Source organism: Thiobacillus sp. 65-1402 (assembly GCF_001897685.1).
Taxonomy (GTDB): domain Bacteria; phylum Pseudomonadota; class Gammaproteobacteria; order Burkholderiales; family Thiobacillaceae; genus Thiobacillus.
On sequence record NZ_MKUG01000057.1, the window covers coordinates 1 to 12,711 of the forward strand.

The 12,711-nt window shown below is 67.3% G+C and carries 13 protein-coding genes; 9 read left to right on the top strand and 4 right to left on the bottom strand.

The window, feature by feature from the left end:
- Positions 1-246 precede the first annotated feature (246 nt).
- Positions 247-912: a hypothetical protein gene (locus BGO62_RS04500; protein WP_296639710.1), complete on the bottom strand. Its 666-nt coding sequence runs from the start codon at positions 910-912 to the stop codon at positions 247-249.
- A gap of 152 nt (positions 913-1,064) precedes the next feature.
- Between BGO62_RS04500 and BGO62_RS04505 the strand changes: the two genes are divergently transcribed.
- From BGO62_RS04505 to BGO62_RS04525, 5 genes are read left to right on the top strand one after another with little or no spacing between them, the layout of a single operon-like run.
- Complete coding sequence (locus tag BGO62_RS04505) at positions 1,065-2,186, top strand: 4Fe-4S dicluster domain-containing protein (RefSeq protein ID WP_296639712.1); 1,122 nt, start codon at positions 1,065-1,067, stop codon at positions 2,184-2,186.
- The gene (locus tag BGO62_RS04510; RefSeq protein WP_296639715.1) at positions 2,183-3,013 is read left to right on the top strand and encodes an FAD/NAD(P)-binding protein; all 831 of its coding nucleotides are present in this window, start codon (positions 2,183-2,185) and stop codon (positions 3,011-3,013) included. Before BGO62_RS04505 ends, BGO62_RS04510 begins: the two co-directional genes overlap by 4 nt.
- Positions 3,013-3,804 (top strand): sulfhydrogenase subunit delta, encoded by a 792-nt coding sequence (locus tag BGO62_RS04515; RefSeq protein WP_296639716.1) that lies wholly within the window; start codon positions 3,013-3,015, stop codon positions 3,802-3,804. The genes BGO62_RS04510 and BGO62_RS04515 overlap by 1 nt, the downstream gene beginning before the upstream one ends.
- Positions 3,797-5,098, top strand: coding sequence for a nickel-dependent hydrogenase large subunit (locus BGO62_RS04520; protein WP_296639717.1), 1,302 nt, complete (start codon positions 3,797-3,799; stop codon positions 5,096-5,098). The genes BGO62_RS04515 and BGO62_RS04520 overlap by 8 nt, the downstream gene beginning before the upstream one ends.
- Positions 5,095-5,547: a hydrogenase maturation protease gene (locus BGO62_RS04525; RefSeq protein WP_296639719.1), complete on the top strand. Its 453-nt coding sequence runs from the start codon at positions 5,095-5,097 to the stop codon at positions 5,545-5,547. The genes BGO62_RS04520 and BGO62_RS04525 overlap by 4 nt, the downstream gene beginning before the upstream one ends.
- Before the next feature lie 6 nt (positions 5,548-5,553).
- On the opposite strand, the gene prmB is transcribed toward BGO62_RS04525, so the two are convergent.
- From prmB to BGO62_RS04540, 3 genes are read right to left on the bottom strand one after another with little or no spacing between them, the layout of a single operon-like run.
- Positions 5,554-6,447 carry a 50S ribosomal protein L3 N(5)-glutamine methyltransferase gene (gene prmB, locus BGO62_RS04530; protein WP_296639721.1) on the bottom strand — a complete coding sequence of 298 codons (894 nt, stop codon included), beginning with the start codon at positions 6,445-6,447 and terminating at the stop codon, positions 5,554-5,556.
- 46 nt (positions 6,448-6,493) lie between these two features.
- A complete protein-coding gene (dapE, locus tag BGO62_RS04535) occupies positions 6,494-7,624 on the bottom strand; it encodes a succinyl-diaminopimelate desuccinylase (RefSeq protein ID WP_296639723.1) in 1,131 nt (376 codons plus the stop codon).
- Between the two features lie 6 nt (positions 7,625-7,630).
- Entirely contained in the window at positions 7,631-7,978 is a 348-nt protein-coding gene (locus tag BGO62_RS04540; RefSeq protein WP_296639725.1) for an ArsC family reductase, read from the bottom strand.
- 81 nt (positions 7,979-8,059) lie between these two features.
- Here BGO62_RS04540 and BGO62_RS04545 point away from each other — a divergent pair, with 81 nt between their 5' ends.
- The 4 genes from BGO62_RS04545 to BGO62_RS04560 all read left to right on the top strand — a co-directional run bounded on the left by BGO62_RS04545 (position 8,060) and on the right by BGO62_RS04560 (position 12,638).
- Positions 8,060-9,859 carry an ABC transporter ATP-binding protein/permease gene (locus tag BGO62_RS04545; protein ID WP_296639727.1) on the top strand — a complete coding sequence of 600 codons (1,800 nt, stop codon included), beginning with the start codon at positions 8,060-8,062 and terminating at the stop codon, positions 9,857-9,859.
- On the top strand, positions 9,856-11,145 hold the full coding sequence (locus BGO62_RS04550) for an MFS transporter (protein ID WP_296639730.1): 1,290 nt from the start codon (positions 9,856-9,858) through the stop codon (positions 11,143-11,145). The genes BGO62_RS04545 and BGO62_RS04550 overlap by 4 nt, the downstream gene beginning before the upstream one ends.
- Positions 11,146-11,148: 3 nt before the next feature.
- Positions 11,149-11,589, top strand: a complete 441-nt coding sequence (locus tag BGO62_RS04555; RefSeq protein WP_296639732.1) for a GNAT family N-acetyltransferase — start codon at positions 11,149-11,151, stop codon at positions 11,587-11,589.
- 83 nt (positions 11,590-11,672) lie between these two features.
- Positions 11,673-12,638, top strand: a complete 966-nt coding sequence (locus tag BGO62_RS04560; RefSeq protein ID WP_296639649.1) for an NAD(P)-binding protein — start codon at positions 11,673-11,675, stop codon at positions 12,636-12,638.
- Positions 12,639-12,711 lie beyond the last annotated feature (73 nt).

Here is a 12,711-nt window from a genome sequence, read left to right on the forward strand (position 1 = left end):
GCAAACCCGCGGCGTGCCGGACAAGCACACCCGCAAGCCGCGCATGCGTTAACGATCCGGCCCGATGAAGTGTGAGCGGCATTGAAGGCCAGCTCGCCAGGACTGCGTGAGGCGGCGCGGGAGGCCCCACCAATACGCATTTGAAGCAGCGTTCTATCGGGGCGGCTCAACGAGCCGTCCCACTCATGACGGCGCGGAAAAGGCCGCCTCAATAATCCGGGCAGGCCTTGCCCGTCCGGATTCGATTCACTTCTCGGTCAGTTTCTTGATCACCCCGGCCGCCCATTCGCGGCCGCCGAGGCCGAACGCCAGGGCAAACGCCAGGCCGATCGCGCCGAAGCCGATCTGGAACGCGGCGGTGAGCAGCGCGGTGCCGATCGCCAGCTGTTCCAGCGCCACGAACACCACGAAGATGATGACGCCGTATTCCGACAGCGTGCTGATGGTGAGCGCGCCCTGCACGCCGATATTGTTGAGATAGGCGAACACCAGGCGATTGATGAAGCGCGCCACCAGCACGCCGAACACCAGCACCAGGATGGCGACGATGATGTTGGGGATGTAGAGCACGATCTTGTTGAACAGGTCGGCCACCATGTGCAGGCCGAGACTGTTGGCCACGGTGACAATGACGATGAAGATGATGACCCAGTACGCCAGCTTGGCCAGCAGGCGCGACAGCGAGACATCCAGGTTGCCCTGCTTGAGGAAGGCTTCGATGCCGGTTTTTTCCGCAAGGTTGTCGAAGCGCAGCACGTCGAGCAGTTTCATGACGCCGGTGCGCACCAGATTGGCCAGCAGCCAGCCGACGAACAGCAGCAGCAGGGCTGCCAGCAACTGCGGCACGAACCCTGCCATTTGCGTCCAGAAAGAAGTCAGGGATGCGACGAACACATCGAGTTGCTGCTGCATGGGGCACTCCTCCATTACTACATCAAAGGCGCATTATAGCGAACGGCTCGCAATGGCCTTTTGTGCTCGATGGCCGGGGAAGGGCGAGGCAAGGGCCTGTTCCGCCCGGGGCTTTCTGCATACACTGCAGAAAACACCCTGTGCCGCAGCCTATGTCCCCCCCGCCTGAAGAAGCCGGTTTTTTGCCTCTCGCCCAGTTGAGCATGCTGGTGGCGCAGCTCATGGAACTGGGCTATCGCTGCCTCGGCCCGGTGGCGGAGAACGGCGCCATCGTCATGCGCGAACTCGCAACGCCCGATGCGTTGCCGCGCGGCCTGCAGGCCGCGCAGGCGCCGGGACGCTACCGGCTGCAGCAGGACCCGCAGCGGCGCTATTTCGCCTGGGCGAACGGGCCGCAGGCGATCAAGCCGCATCTGTTCGCGCCCCGCGAATCGCTATGGCGGGCGCAGCGGGATGAACAGGGCCGGCTGCGCTTCATGGCGGTGGCGCCGCCCGCCCCGATGCTGGCGCTGATCGGCGTGCGCGCCTGCGACCTTGCCGCGCTGGCCTTGCAGGATGCCCATTTCCTGCAAGGCGACCAGCCCGACAGCCATTACGCGCGGCGCCGTGAACAGCTGTTCCTGGTGGCGGTGCAATGCGCCGAGCCGGCATCCACCTGTTTTTGCGCGTCCACCGGCGACGGCCCGACCCCGAGCGCCGGCTACGACATTGCGCTGGCGGAACTGGCTGACGGCTTCGTCGCGGCGGCGGGAAGCCGGAAGGGGGTAGCGCTGCTGAACACGCTGAATCTGCCGCCCGCCTCCGCGCAGCAGCTGGCCGCGGCACGACAACAGGGGCAGGCGGCAGCGGCCGGGCAGACGCGCAGCCTGCCCGGCCGCACCCTGCGCAATGTGCTGATGAGCCGGCTGGAACATCCGCAGTGGGACGAGGTGGCGACACGCTGCCTCGCCTGCGGCAATTGCACCGCGGTGTGTCCGACCTGCTTCTGCCATGCCGAGATGGACGAGCCTGCGCTGAACGGCCAGGCCAGCGAGCATGTGCGGATGTGGGATTCCTGCTTTGGCGCGAGCCATGGCCATCTGCATGGCTTCGACGTGCGGCCCGATATCCGCAGCCGTTACCGCCAATGGCTGACCCACAAGCTCGCCACCTGGCACGACCAGTACGGGCGCAGCGGCTGCGTCGGCTGCGGGCGCTGCATCGCCTGGTGCCCGGCGGAAATCGACCTCACCGCGGAAGCCGCCGTGCTGGCCGGAGAGCGGGAACGGCCATGACCGCGCGCCAGCCGCTCGAAGCCATCGTGGCGAAACGCACGCAGGAGTCGCCCACCATCTTCACCCTGCAGCTGCGCCTGAGCGATGCGGCGGCGCAGGCAGCCTACCGGTTCGCGCCCGGCCAGTTCAACATGCTGTATCTGCCCGGGGTGGGCGAGGTGCCGATCTCGGTCATGTCCGATCCGCAAGAACGCGACGGCATCGGCCATACCATCCGCGCCCTGGGGCGCGTCACCCGGGGGCTGGCGGCGCTGCGGCCGGGCGACAGCCTGGGGCTGCGCGGACCGTACGGGCGCGGCTGGCCGTTGCGGGAAATGGAGGGACGCGACATCGTGCTGGTGACCGGCGGGCTCGGCTGCGCACCGGCCGTCTCCGTCATTCACTACCTTCTCAGGCGCCGCGAACGCTACGGCAAGCTCGTCGTCATCCAGGGGGTGAAGCATGCCGAGGATCTGATCTGGCGCGAGCAATACGACCGCTGGGCCACGCTGCCGGATACCCAGGTGCTGCTTGCGGCGAGCCAGGGCGGGGCACTGTGGCCCTGGCATGTCGGGCGCGTGACGGAACTGTTAGAGCAGGCCCGGTTCGACCCCGGCCGCGCGGCGGCGATGATGTGCGGGCCGGAAGGCATGATGCGGACCGCGGCCGAAAAGCTGCTGGCGCGCGGCCTGCCCGAGTCGCGCCTGCATCTGAGCATGGAACGCAACATGCAATGCGCCGTCGGCCGCTGCGGCCATTGCCAGTTTGGCGGAGCCTTCGTCTGCCGCGATGGCCCGGTGTTCGACTGGGGCCAGGTCAAGTCCTTGCTGGAGCACCGGGGGTTCTGATGGGTGTGCCGACAAGACCGCGCGTGGCGGTGCACAAGTTCAGCTCCTGCGATGGCTGCCAGCTGGCCTTCCTCAACCTCGGCGAGGATCTGCTCGCGCTGGCCGAACGGGTCGAGCTGGTGCACTTCGCCGAAGCCGGCCCGCTCGACCCGGATGCCGAAGCGGACGTTGCGTTCGTCGAAGGCAGCGTGTCGACGCCGGCAGACCTCGAACGCATCCAGCGCATTCGCCGCCACAGCCGCATGTTGATCGCCATCGGCGCCTGCGCCACTGCCGGCGGCATCCAGGCCCTGCGCAACGGCGCCGACGGCGCACAATGGGCCGCGCAGATCTACAGCCATCCCGCTGCGGTCGCCAGCCTCGAACGCTCGACGCCGATTTCCAGCCACGTGGCGGTGGACTTCGAGCTGTGGGGCTGCCCGGTCAGCGGCCCGCAGATACTGGCGGTGGTGAATTCCCTGCTGCTGGGGGTGGCGCCGCGCGACGACGCCGACAAGGTGTGCAGCGAATGCAAGCGGCGCAACTTCGCATGCGTGATGGTGAGCCGCGGCATCCCCTGCATGGGGCCGGTGACGCGAGCCGGCTGCGGCGCCTTGTGCCCCGGTCTGGGGCGCGACTGCTACGGCTGCTACGGCCCGGCGGAAAACGCCAACACCGACGCGCTGGCGGCGCAGTTCGGCCGCCAGGGACTCGATCCGTCCGCCATTGCCCGGCGCTTCCGCTCGATCAACAGCCAGGCGCCGGCGTTTCTGGCGGCGGCGGACAAGGCAAGAATGCAGCGCGATGAGTGAACAGCGCCGCAGCGTGGCCATTCACGTCCCCGTGCTGACCCGGGTGGAAGGCGAGGGCGCGCTCGACCTGCGCATCGACAACGGCGAGATCACCCAGCTGCGCCTGCGCATCTTCGAGCCGCCGCGCTTCTTCGAGAAATTCCTCGAAGGCCGCAGCTACACCGAAATCCCGGACATGGTGGCGCGCATCTGCGGCATCTGTCCGGTGGCCTACCAGGCCACCGCCGCGCAGGCGCTGGAACGGCTGTTCGGCGTCGAGCTCGACCCGTGGGCGCGCGCCATGCGCCGGGTGTTCTACTGCGGCGAATGGATCCAGAGCCACAGCCTGCACATCCATCTGCTGGCCGCGCCGGACTTCTTCGGCTGCAACAGCGTCATCGAACTGGCGCGCATCGCCCCGCAGGAAGTGCGCCGCGGCTTGCGCATCCAGGCGCTGGGCAACGAACTGATGGATCTGTTCGGCGCGCGTTCGGTGCATCCGGTCGGCATTCGCGTCGGCGGATTTCACGGCGCGCCTTCGGTGGAGCGCATCGGCGACATCCGGGACAAGCTGCGCGCGGCGCTGCCGGAAGCCGAGGCGCTGATCCGCTGGGCGGCCGGCATTGCAGTGCCGCAGGACGATCAGGACTTCGTCTACGTCGCCATGCGGCACCCGCTCGACTACGCCATCGAATGCGGCGACATCGGCGCCAGCGACGGCCTGCATATCGGCGCGGAGGCCTACGACGAGCATTTCGCCGAGCGCCACGAACCGCATTCCACCGCGCTGTTCAGCAGCTATCGCCAGCGGCCCTATCTGGTCGGGCCGCTGGCGCGGCTGAACCTCAACCACGAGCGGCTGCCCGCGCGCATCAAGGCGCTGCTGGCCGCAACCGGCCTCGCGCTGCCCAGCCGCAACCTGTTTCACAGCCTGCTGGCACGCGCGGTGGAAATCCTGCTGGCATTGCACGAAGCGTTGCGCCTGCTCGACGGCTATCGCGTGCCGGACTCGCCCTGGGTGCCGGTCACCCCGCGCGCCGGTGTGGCCACCGGCTGCACCGAGGCGCCGCGCGGCCTGCTGTGGCACCGCTACGAGATGGACGCCGACGGCTGCGTGGTCAGCGCGCGCATCGTGCCGCCAACTAGCCAGAACCAGGCACGGATTGAAGAGGACTTGCGGCTGTCGCTGCTCGACTTCGGTCTCGATCACCCGGACGAGGCGCTGCGGCTGCACTGCGAAAAAGTCATCCGCAACTACGATCCCTGCATTTCCTGCGCCACCCACTTCCTGCGCATGAAGGTGGAGCGGACATGAGCGGGGTGCGCATCCTCGGCATCGGTTCGCCGTCGGGCGACGACCAGGCCGGCTGGCTGGTCGTCGATGCCTTGCTGGCCGGCGGCATGCAGGCCGGCGAGGCGCTCGTCATCGAAAAACTGGATCGGCCGGGCGCGGGGCTGATTGGCCTGCTGGGGGGCGTCGAGCGGGTCATTCTGGTCGACGCCATGCAAAGCAATGGCCAGCCCGGCCGGCTGGCACGATTCGACCAGAAGGACTGGCCCAGCTACGGCCATGGCCTGTCCAGCCATGGCTTCGGCGTGCTGGCGGCGCTGACGCTGGCACGCGAACTCGACGGCCTGCCGTCGCGGCTGGAACTGTACGGAATCGAAATCGCCGCGGCGCATCCGGGCGCAGCGCCGGGGTCGGAGATTCGGGCCGCCGCGCGGCAACTGGCCGCGATCATCGCGGCCAGCCTGGGAGACTGAGGCGGCTTACAGATCCTCGCGCCGCAGCATGAACACGAACTGATCGCCGCGCTCGGTATCGAGCCAGGTGAAGGGCAGGGTGGGGTAGGCGGCTTCGAGGGCGTCGCGGTTGTGGCCGATTTCCACCAGCAGCAGGCCGCCGGGCTTGAGGTGGGATTGGGCCTGCGCCAGAATCTGCCGCGTGGCGTCCAGGCCGTCTTCTCCGGAACCGAGCGCCAGCGCGGGTTCCGCCCGGTATTCCGGCGGCAGCGCGGCGACCGATTCGGCGTTCACGTAGGGCGGGTTGCTGATAATCACGTCGTAAGTGCGGCCGTTCAGCGCCGCGAACAGGTCTGATTCAACCAGCTCGATACGATCCGCGAGGCCGTAATCGGCGACGTTCTTCGCGGCGACGGCCAGCGCATCCGCAGACAGATCGACGGCATCGATGCGGGAATCGGGGAAGGCCAGCGCCGCCAGGATGGCGAGGCAGCCGGAGCCGGTACACAGGTCGAGCACGCTGCCCACTGCCTGCGGATCCTCGACCCACGGCGCCAACTGTTCGTGCAGCAGCTCGGCGATGAAGGAGCGCGGCACGATCACGCGCTCGTCGACATAGAAACGGTGCTCGCCCAGCCAGGCCTCGCGCGTGAGATAGGCCGCGGGAATGCGTTCCTTGACGCGGCGTTCGATCACCGCCTGCACCTGTTCGGATTCGCCATGCGTCAGGCTGGCATCGAGGAACGGCTCGAGCCGGTCGAGCGGCAGATGCAGGGTGTGCAGGATCAGGTACGCCGCTTCGTCGAAGGCGTTGTCGGAGCCGTGGCCGAAGGACAGCCGCGCTTCGTTGAAGCGCGACACCGCGAAGCGCAGCCAGTCGCGCACGGTGATGAGGGATTCGGTATCGTCGAAGTGTTTCATTTCAATCCAGAATGCTTATCCGCGAAGCGCGGATGAAACAGGGTTTTCACCCCAGCAGCTTTTCCAGCGTCTTCTCGTAGATCGCCGCCAGCTGCTCGATGTTCTCCACCGCGACGTGCTCGTTCAGCTTGTGGATGCTCATGTTGAGCGGGCCGAATTCGACCACTTCGCGGCAGATGTCGGCAATGAAGCGGCCGTCCGAGGTGCCGCCGGAGGTCGACAGTCCGGGGGTGAGGCCGGTGACCTCGCGGATCGCCTCGCTCAATTTGTCGCACAGCGGCCCGCGCGGGGTGAGGAAAGGATTGCCCGACAGGCTCCAGTCGATTTCGTAATCGAGGCCGTGGCTATCGAGGATTTCGTGCATCGCGTCCATCAGGCCTTCGGCCGTGCTGGCGGTGGAAAAGCGGAAATTGAACAGGATCTCGACCACGCCGGGAATGACGTTGGTGGCGCCGGCGCCGGCATGGATGTTCGATATCTGCCAGGTCGTCGGCGGGAAATAGGCGTTGCCCTCGTCCCACATGGTATCGGCGAGTTCGGCGATGGCCGGCGCGGCCAGGTGGATCGGGTTCTTCGCCAGATGCGGATAGGCGATATGGCCCTGCACGCCCTTGATGCGCAGCGTGCCCGACAGCGAGCCGCGGCGGCCGTTCTTGATGGTGTCGCCGAATTCGGCGGCGCTGGTGGGTTCGCCGACGATGCAGTAGTCGAGCGTTTCGCCGCGCGCTTTCAGCGCCTCGACCACGCGTACCGTGCCGTCGGTGGCGGGGCCTTCCTCGTCCGAGGTGAGCAGGAAGGCGATCGAGCCGGGGTGATCGGGATGCGCAGCGACGAAGCGCTCGGTGGCGGTGACGAAGGCGGCATCCGAGGTCTTCATGTCGGCGGCGCCGCGCGCGTAGAGCTGGCCGTTGCGCACCGTCGGCTCGAACGGATCGGACAGCCATTGCTCCAGCGGCCCGGTCGGCACCACGTCGGTATGGCCGGCGAAGCAGATCACCGGCGCGGTGTCGCCTTTGCGCGCCCACAGGTTGTCGACGCCGTTGTGGCAGAGGCGCTCGATGCGGAAGCCGAGTTTCTGCAGGCGGGCGGCGATGAGATCGTGGCAGCCCGCGTGGTCCGGGGTCAGCGATTTGCGCTTGAGCAGTTCGACTGCAAGCTCGAAAGTTTCATTGGCCATGCAGACTCATTCTCCGAACAGGGCTTGATAGTGTTCTTCGGCAAAGCCGAGATGATAACTGCCATCCCGCTCCAGCACCGGGCGCTTGATCACGCTGGGCTGGGCCAGCATCAGGGCAATGGCGCAGGCTTCATCGGTGACGGCGGCTTTTTCCGCATCCGTCAGCTTGCGCCAGGTGGTGCCGCGCGTATTGACCAGCGCCTGCCATCCGGTTTGCGCCACGACCTCGCGCAGCCAGGCGGCATCGACGCCCTGTTTCTTGAAGTCGTGGAAGGCGACGCCATGCGCGCGATCGGCCAGCCAGGTGCGTGCTTTTTTGACGGTGGAGCAGTTGGAGATACCGTAGAGTTTCATGCTATTTCAGTCGCCCGGGGCGGAATCGGCCGCCCATGGACGTAAAATCGGGAAAAACAAGCCACGATTCTAACCGACCTGATGCATCCCGCCGTTCATTCCCACACCGCGCCGCCGCCGCCCGGCGACCCCAGTCTGCGCTCCCTGGGCCGTCTGTTCCCCTATCTGTGGGAATTCCGCGGCCGCGTGCTGCTGGCGCTGGCGCTGCTGGTCGGCGCCAAGCTGGCGTCGGTGGCGGTGCCGCTGGTGCTGAAGGAAATCATCGACGCGCTCGACCGGCCGCGCCCCGAACTGGTATTGCCCCTGGCGCTGATCCTGGGCTACGGCGTGTTGCGCTTCGCCAGCACCACCTTCGCCGACCTGCGCGACGTCATCTTCGCCAAGGTCACGCAGCGCGCGATGCGCCGCATCAGCATGGCGGTGTTCAAGCACCTGCACGCGCTGTCGCTGCGCTTCCATCTGGAGCGGCAGACCGGCGGCATCACCCGCGACATCGAACGCGGCGCCCGCGCGCTGTCGAGCCTGGTCGGCTACCTGCTGTTCCGCATCACCCCCACGGTGCTGGAAATCCTGATGGTCGCGGGCATCCTGTTCGTCAAGCTCGACTGGGTGTTCGGGGTGCTGACGCTGATCACCCTGGCGGCCTACATCGGCTTCACCGTCACCATCACCGAATGGCGCACCCAGTTCGTGCGCCGCGCCAACACGCTCGATTCGGAAGCCTATGGCCGCGCCATCGACAGCCTCTTGAACTACGAGACGGTCAAGTACTTCGGCAACGAGAAGTACGAGGCCCGCCGCTACGACACGAGCCTGATCGAGTGGGAAGACATGGCACTGAAGTCGCAGCGCTCGCTGGGTCTGCTCAACACCGCACAGGCCGGCGTCATCGCCATCGGCGTGACACTCATGGTGCTGCGCGCCGCCGCCGGTGTGGTCGAGGGCACGCTGACGCTGGGCGACCTGGTGATGGTCAACGCCTTCCTGCTGCAGATGTTCCAGCCGCTGAGCTTTCTCGGCGTGATGTACCGCCAGATCAAGGAGTCGATCACCGACGTCGAGCGCATGTTCGCGCTGATGGGGCGGCCGCGCGAGGTCGAGGACAGGCCCGGCGCGCGCGATCTCGACGTGGTGGCGGGCGAGGTGAAGTTCGATCGCGTCAGCTTTGCCTACAATGCCGACCGGCCGATCCTGCACGACGTCAGCTTCACCATTCCCGCCGGCCAGACGGTGGCGGCGGTGGGCTCCAGCGGCGCCGGCAAGTCGACGCTGGCGCGCCTGCTGTTCCGTTTCTACGATGTCGGCGCCGGCAGCATCAGCATCGACGGCCAGGACATCCGCCACGTCACCCAGGACAGCCTGCGCGCCGCCATCGGCGTGGTGCCGCAGGACACCGTGCTGTTCAACGACAGCATCTACTACAACATCGCCTACGGCCGCCCGGATGCCAGCCGCGAGGAAGTGATCGAGGCCGCGCGCGCCGCGCACATCCTGCACTTCATCGAAGCCTTGCCGCAGGGTTGGGACACGGTGGTGGGCGAGCGCGGGCTGAAGCTCTCCGGCGGCGAGAAGCAGCGCGTGGCGATCGCGCGCACCCTGTTGAAAAACCCGGCGATCCTGATTCTCGACGAGGCGACCTCGGCGCTCGACACCAAGACCGAAAAGGCCATCCAGGGCGAACTGCTGGAAATCGCCAGGAGCCGCACCAGCCTCATCATTGCGCACCGCCTGTCCACCGTGGTCGAGGCCGACGAGATCCTGGTGATGGAGGACGGGCGCATCGTCGAGCGCGGGCGGCATCCCGAACTGCTGGAAAAGAATGGCGTGTATGCCCATATGTGGGCGCTGCAGCAGCAGGCCGAGGACCACGCAACGCAATGAATCCCTTGCTGCAGCCGGGCGTGACGCGCCGCGAAGTATGGGCCTGGGCGATGTACGATTTCGCCAACTCGGGCTACACGACGGTGGTCATTACCGCCGTGTTCAGCGCCTATTTCGTCGCGGGCGTGGCGGGCAATGAGGCGTGGGCGACCTTTGTCTGGACCCTTGCCCTGTCCGTTTCCTACGCGCTGGTGATGCTGACCGCGCCCCTGGTCGGCGCCTGGGCCGACGCCCATGCCAGCAAGAAACGGCTTTTGTGGCTGACCACGCTGGGCTGCGTCGGCGCCACCGCACTGCTTTATTTCGCCGCGCCGGGTGCGCTTGCGCTGGCGATCGCCGCGCTGGTTCTCTCCAACTATTTCTTCGGCACCGGCGAGAACCTCATCGCCGCTTTCCTGCCCGAATTGGCGCGGCCGCGCGCGCTCGGCAGGATATCGGGCTGGGGCTGGGCGCTCGGCTATGTCGGCGGCCTGGTGTCGCTCGGCGCGAGCCTTGCCTACATCGGCTGGGCACAGGCACGCGGGCAGACTGCGGCCGAGTTCGTGCCGGTCTCCATGCTCATCACCGCCGCGATCTTCATGCTGGCGAGCCTGCCCGCGCTCCTGATGCTGCACGAGCGCGCCACGCCGAATGGCGGCCACACGCCGCGCAATGCCTGGCAGCAGGTACGCCACACCCTCGGCCATCTCGGCCGGTTGCCCGACCTCAAACGCTTCCTCGTCTGCACCGTGCTGTACCAGGCCGGGATCGCCGCGGTCATCACGCTGGCGGCGATCTATGCCAGCCAGGTGTTCCATTTCGACACCCAGCGCACCATCGTGCTGGTGCTGGTGGTCAACATCACCGCAGCGCTCGGTGCTTTCGTGTTCGGCCATGTGCAGGACCGCATCGGGCACGTGCGGTCGATCGCGCTGACACTCGTCGGCTGGATCGCGATGGTGCTGCTGGCCTGGAGCGCGCCCGACGAGCGCATGTTCTGGGTGGCGGCCAACCTGGCCGGGCTGTGCATGGGGGCGTCGCAGTCGGCGGGCCGCGCGCTGGTCGGCCTGCTGGCGCCGCCGGCGCAGCAGGCCGAGTTTTTCGGGCTGTGGGGGCTGGCGGTGAAGCTGGCGTCGATCATCGGGCCGCTGACCTACGGTGCGGCCAGCTGGATCACTCAGGGCGACCATCGCCAGTCCCTGCTGATCACCGGCAGCTATTTTGCCGCCGGGCTGTGGGCCTTGCGCGGCGTGCAGGCCGCACGCGGCCATCGCGCGGCGCGGCGGTTCGCTCACGGCGGCGCCTGAATCATGGCCGCCTTCACGCTGCTCGAAACCGATTGGGCGCACGATGCGCAACGCTTGAGCGTGGTACGCCGTGCGGTCTTCATCGACGAGCAGGGCGTGCCCGAAGCGCTGGAATGGGACGCGCACGACGCTCACTCGCTGCATCTGCTGGCCATCGCCGATGGCGCTGTCCCGATCGGCTGCGCCCGTCTGCTGCCCGACGGCCATGTCGGACGCATGGCGGTGCTGCCAGACTGGCGCGGGCGCGGGGTCGGCCAGGCTTTGCTGGCCGCGGCCTTGCAGGCGGCGCAGGCACGCGGACACGCTACCGTCAGGCTCAGCGCGCAAACCCATGCGGCCGGGTTTTACGCGCGGGCCGGTTTCGTCGCTGTGGGCGAGGAATACGAAGAGGCAGGCATACCGCACGTGTCCATGCAGAAAATATTCGCCGACCGGAACCGATAGCCCGTGGCCACGGTCATTGAATTTGAAAGCCGCAAGGCAAGCAACAAGCCGGCCGCGATGCGGCCGCAACAAGGGAAAAAAGCATGACAAGATTTAGAGCAGGCATTGTCGGCGCGGGTGTGGCCGGCGCCAGCTGTGCAGGAAAACTCGCCGCAGCGGGTTGGGATGTCGACGTCTACGACAAGGCGCGCGGCGCCGGCGGGCGCTTGTCGACCAGGCGCATGGAACAAGGCTGGGCATCGCTGGCGAGCCCGTTTCTTTCGGCCCGGCGCGATCCCTTCCGCAGCCAGCTGCGCGACTGGGTGCGCCAGGGCTGGGTCGCTCCGGTGCGCGGCAACATCTGGCAGGGGCGCGCCACCGTGTCGTGGGCGCAGGCGCAGCTGCAAAACCATTACCGGCCCACCATCGAGCCTTCGCAACTGGTGCACCATTTGCTGGGCGATGCGCGTCTGCACACCCTGAGCCCGGTCGCGGCGTTGCAGCCGCGCACCATCGTCCTGGAAAACGGCCGGACGCTTGGCGATTACGATTGCATCATCTGCAGCGTCCCCGCCCCGCAAGCCCTCCCCATGCTCGATGCGCTGCCGCTGCTGCGCGAGCGCCTGGGCGAAGTGCGCTATCGCCCGATCTGGTCGTTCCTGATGCGCTGGGAGGGCGGCCCGGCGGCGGATGTCATCAAGTTCGACGACCATTTGCTGAATCTGGCAGTGCGCCAGGCATTCAATGGCTCCGGTCTGTGGGCGGTGTACAGCAGCCACGAATTCGCCGAAACCTACCTCGAAGCCCCGATCGAAGAGGCCAGCACCCGCGCCGCTTCGGCCTTGATGGGGCTGCTCGGCCTGCCATGCCCGGTCGACGTCGAGGCCGCCCACCTGTGGCGCTACGCCTTGCCGCAAACCTCGGTCGGCGGCTACTGGCTGGGCGACCGCGAAAACCGGGTCGCCCTGATTGGCGACAGCATCGCCGGCGCGGGAATCGAGCGCGCCTGGGAAAGCGGCCAGCGGCTGGCCCAGGCGCTGCTCCAGGCCGAGGAAGAACTGGCGATCTGAGCCGCCGCGGCGGCACCTCAAGGATCGGCGATGACGTAACGGTCGCGCCCGCTTTTCTTCCCATCGTAAAGCG

Excerpts from the sequence above, each read along its gene's own strand:
- BGO62_RS04505 (WP_296639712.1), top strand. The coding sequence starts at position 1,065 with ATGTCCCCCCCGCCTGAAGAAGCCGGTTTTTTGCCTCTCGCCCAGTTG.
- BGO62_RS04500 (WP_296639710.1), bottom strand. The coding sequence starts at position 912 with ATGCAGCAGCAACTCGATGTGTTCGTCGCATCCCTGACTTCTTTCTGG.
- BGO62_RS04545 (WP_296639727.1), top strand. The coding sequence starts at position 8,060 with ATGCATCCCGCCGTTCATTCCCACACCGCGCCGCCGCCGCCCGGCGAC.
- BGO62_RS04515 (WP_296639716.1), top strand. The coding sequence starts at position 3,013 with ATGGGTGTGCCGACAAGACCGCGCGTGGCGGTGCACAAGTTCAGCTCC.
- prmB (WP_296639721.1), bottom strand. The coding sequence starts at position 6,447 with ATGAAACACTTCGACGATACCGAATCCCTCATCACCGTGCGCGACTGG.
- BGO62_RS04560 (WP_296639649.1), top strand. The coding sequence starts at position 11,673 with ATGACAAGATTTAGAGCAGGCATTGTCGGCGCGGGTGTGGCCGGCGCC.
- BGO62_RS04540 (WP_296639725.1), bottom strand. The coding sequence starts at position 7,978 with ATGAAACTCTACGGTATCTCCAACTGCTCCACCGTCAAAAAAGCACGC.
- BGO62_RS04555 (WP_296639732.1), top strand. The coding sequence starts at position 11,149 with ATGGCCGCCTTCACGCTGCTCGAAACCGATTGGGCGCACGATGCGCAA.
- BGO62_RS04550 (WP_296639730.1), top strand. The coding sequence starts at position 9,856 with ATGAATCCCTTGCTGCAGCCGGGCGTGACGCGCCGCGAAGTATGGGCC.
- BGO62_RS04520 (WP_296639717.1), top strand. The coding sequence starts at position 3,797 with ATGAGTGAACAGCGCCGCAGCGTGGCCATTCACGTCCCCGTGCTGACC.
- dapE (WP_296639723.1), bottom strand. The coding sequence starts at position 7,624 with ATGGCCAATGAAACTTTCGAGCTTGCAGTCGAACTGCTCAAGCGCAAA.
- BGO62_RS04510 (WP_296639715.1), top strand. The coding sequence starts at position 2,183 with ATGACCGCGCGCCAGCCGCTCGAAGCCATCGTGGCGAAACGCACGCAG.
- BGO62_RS04525 (WP_296639719.1), top strand. The coding sequence starts at position 5,095 with ATGAGCGGGGTGCGCATCCTCGGCATCGGTTCGCCGTCGGGCGACGAC.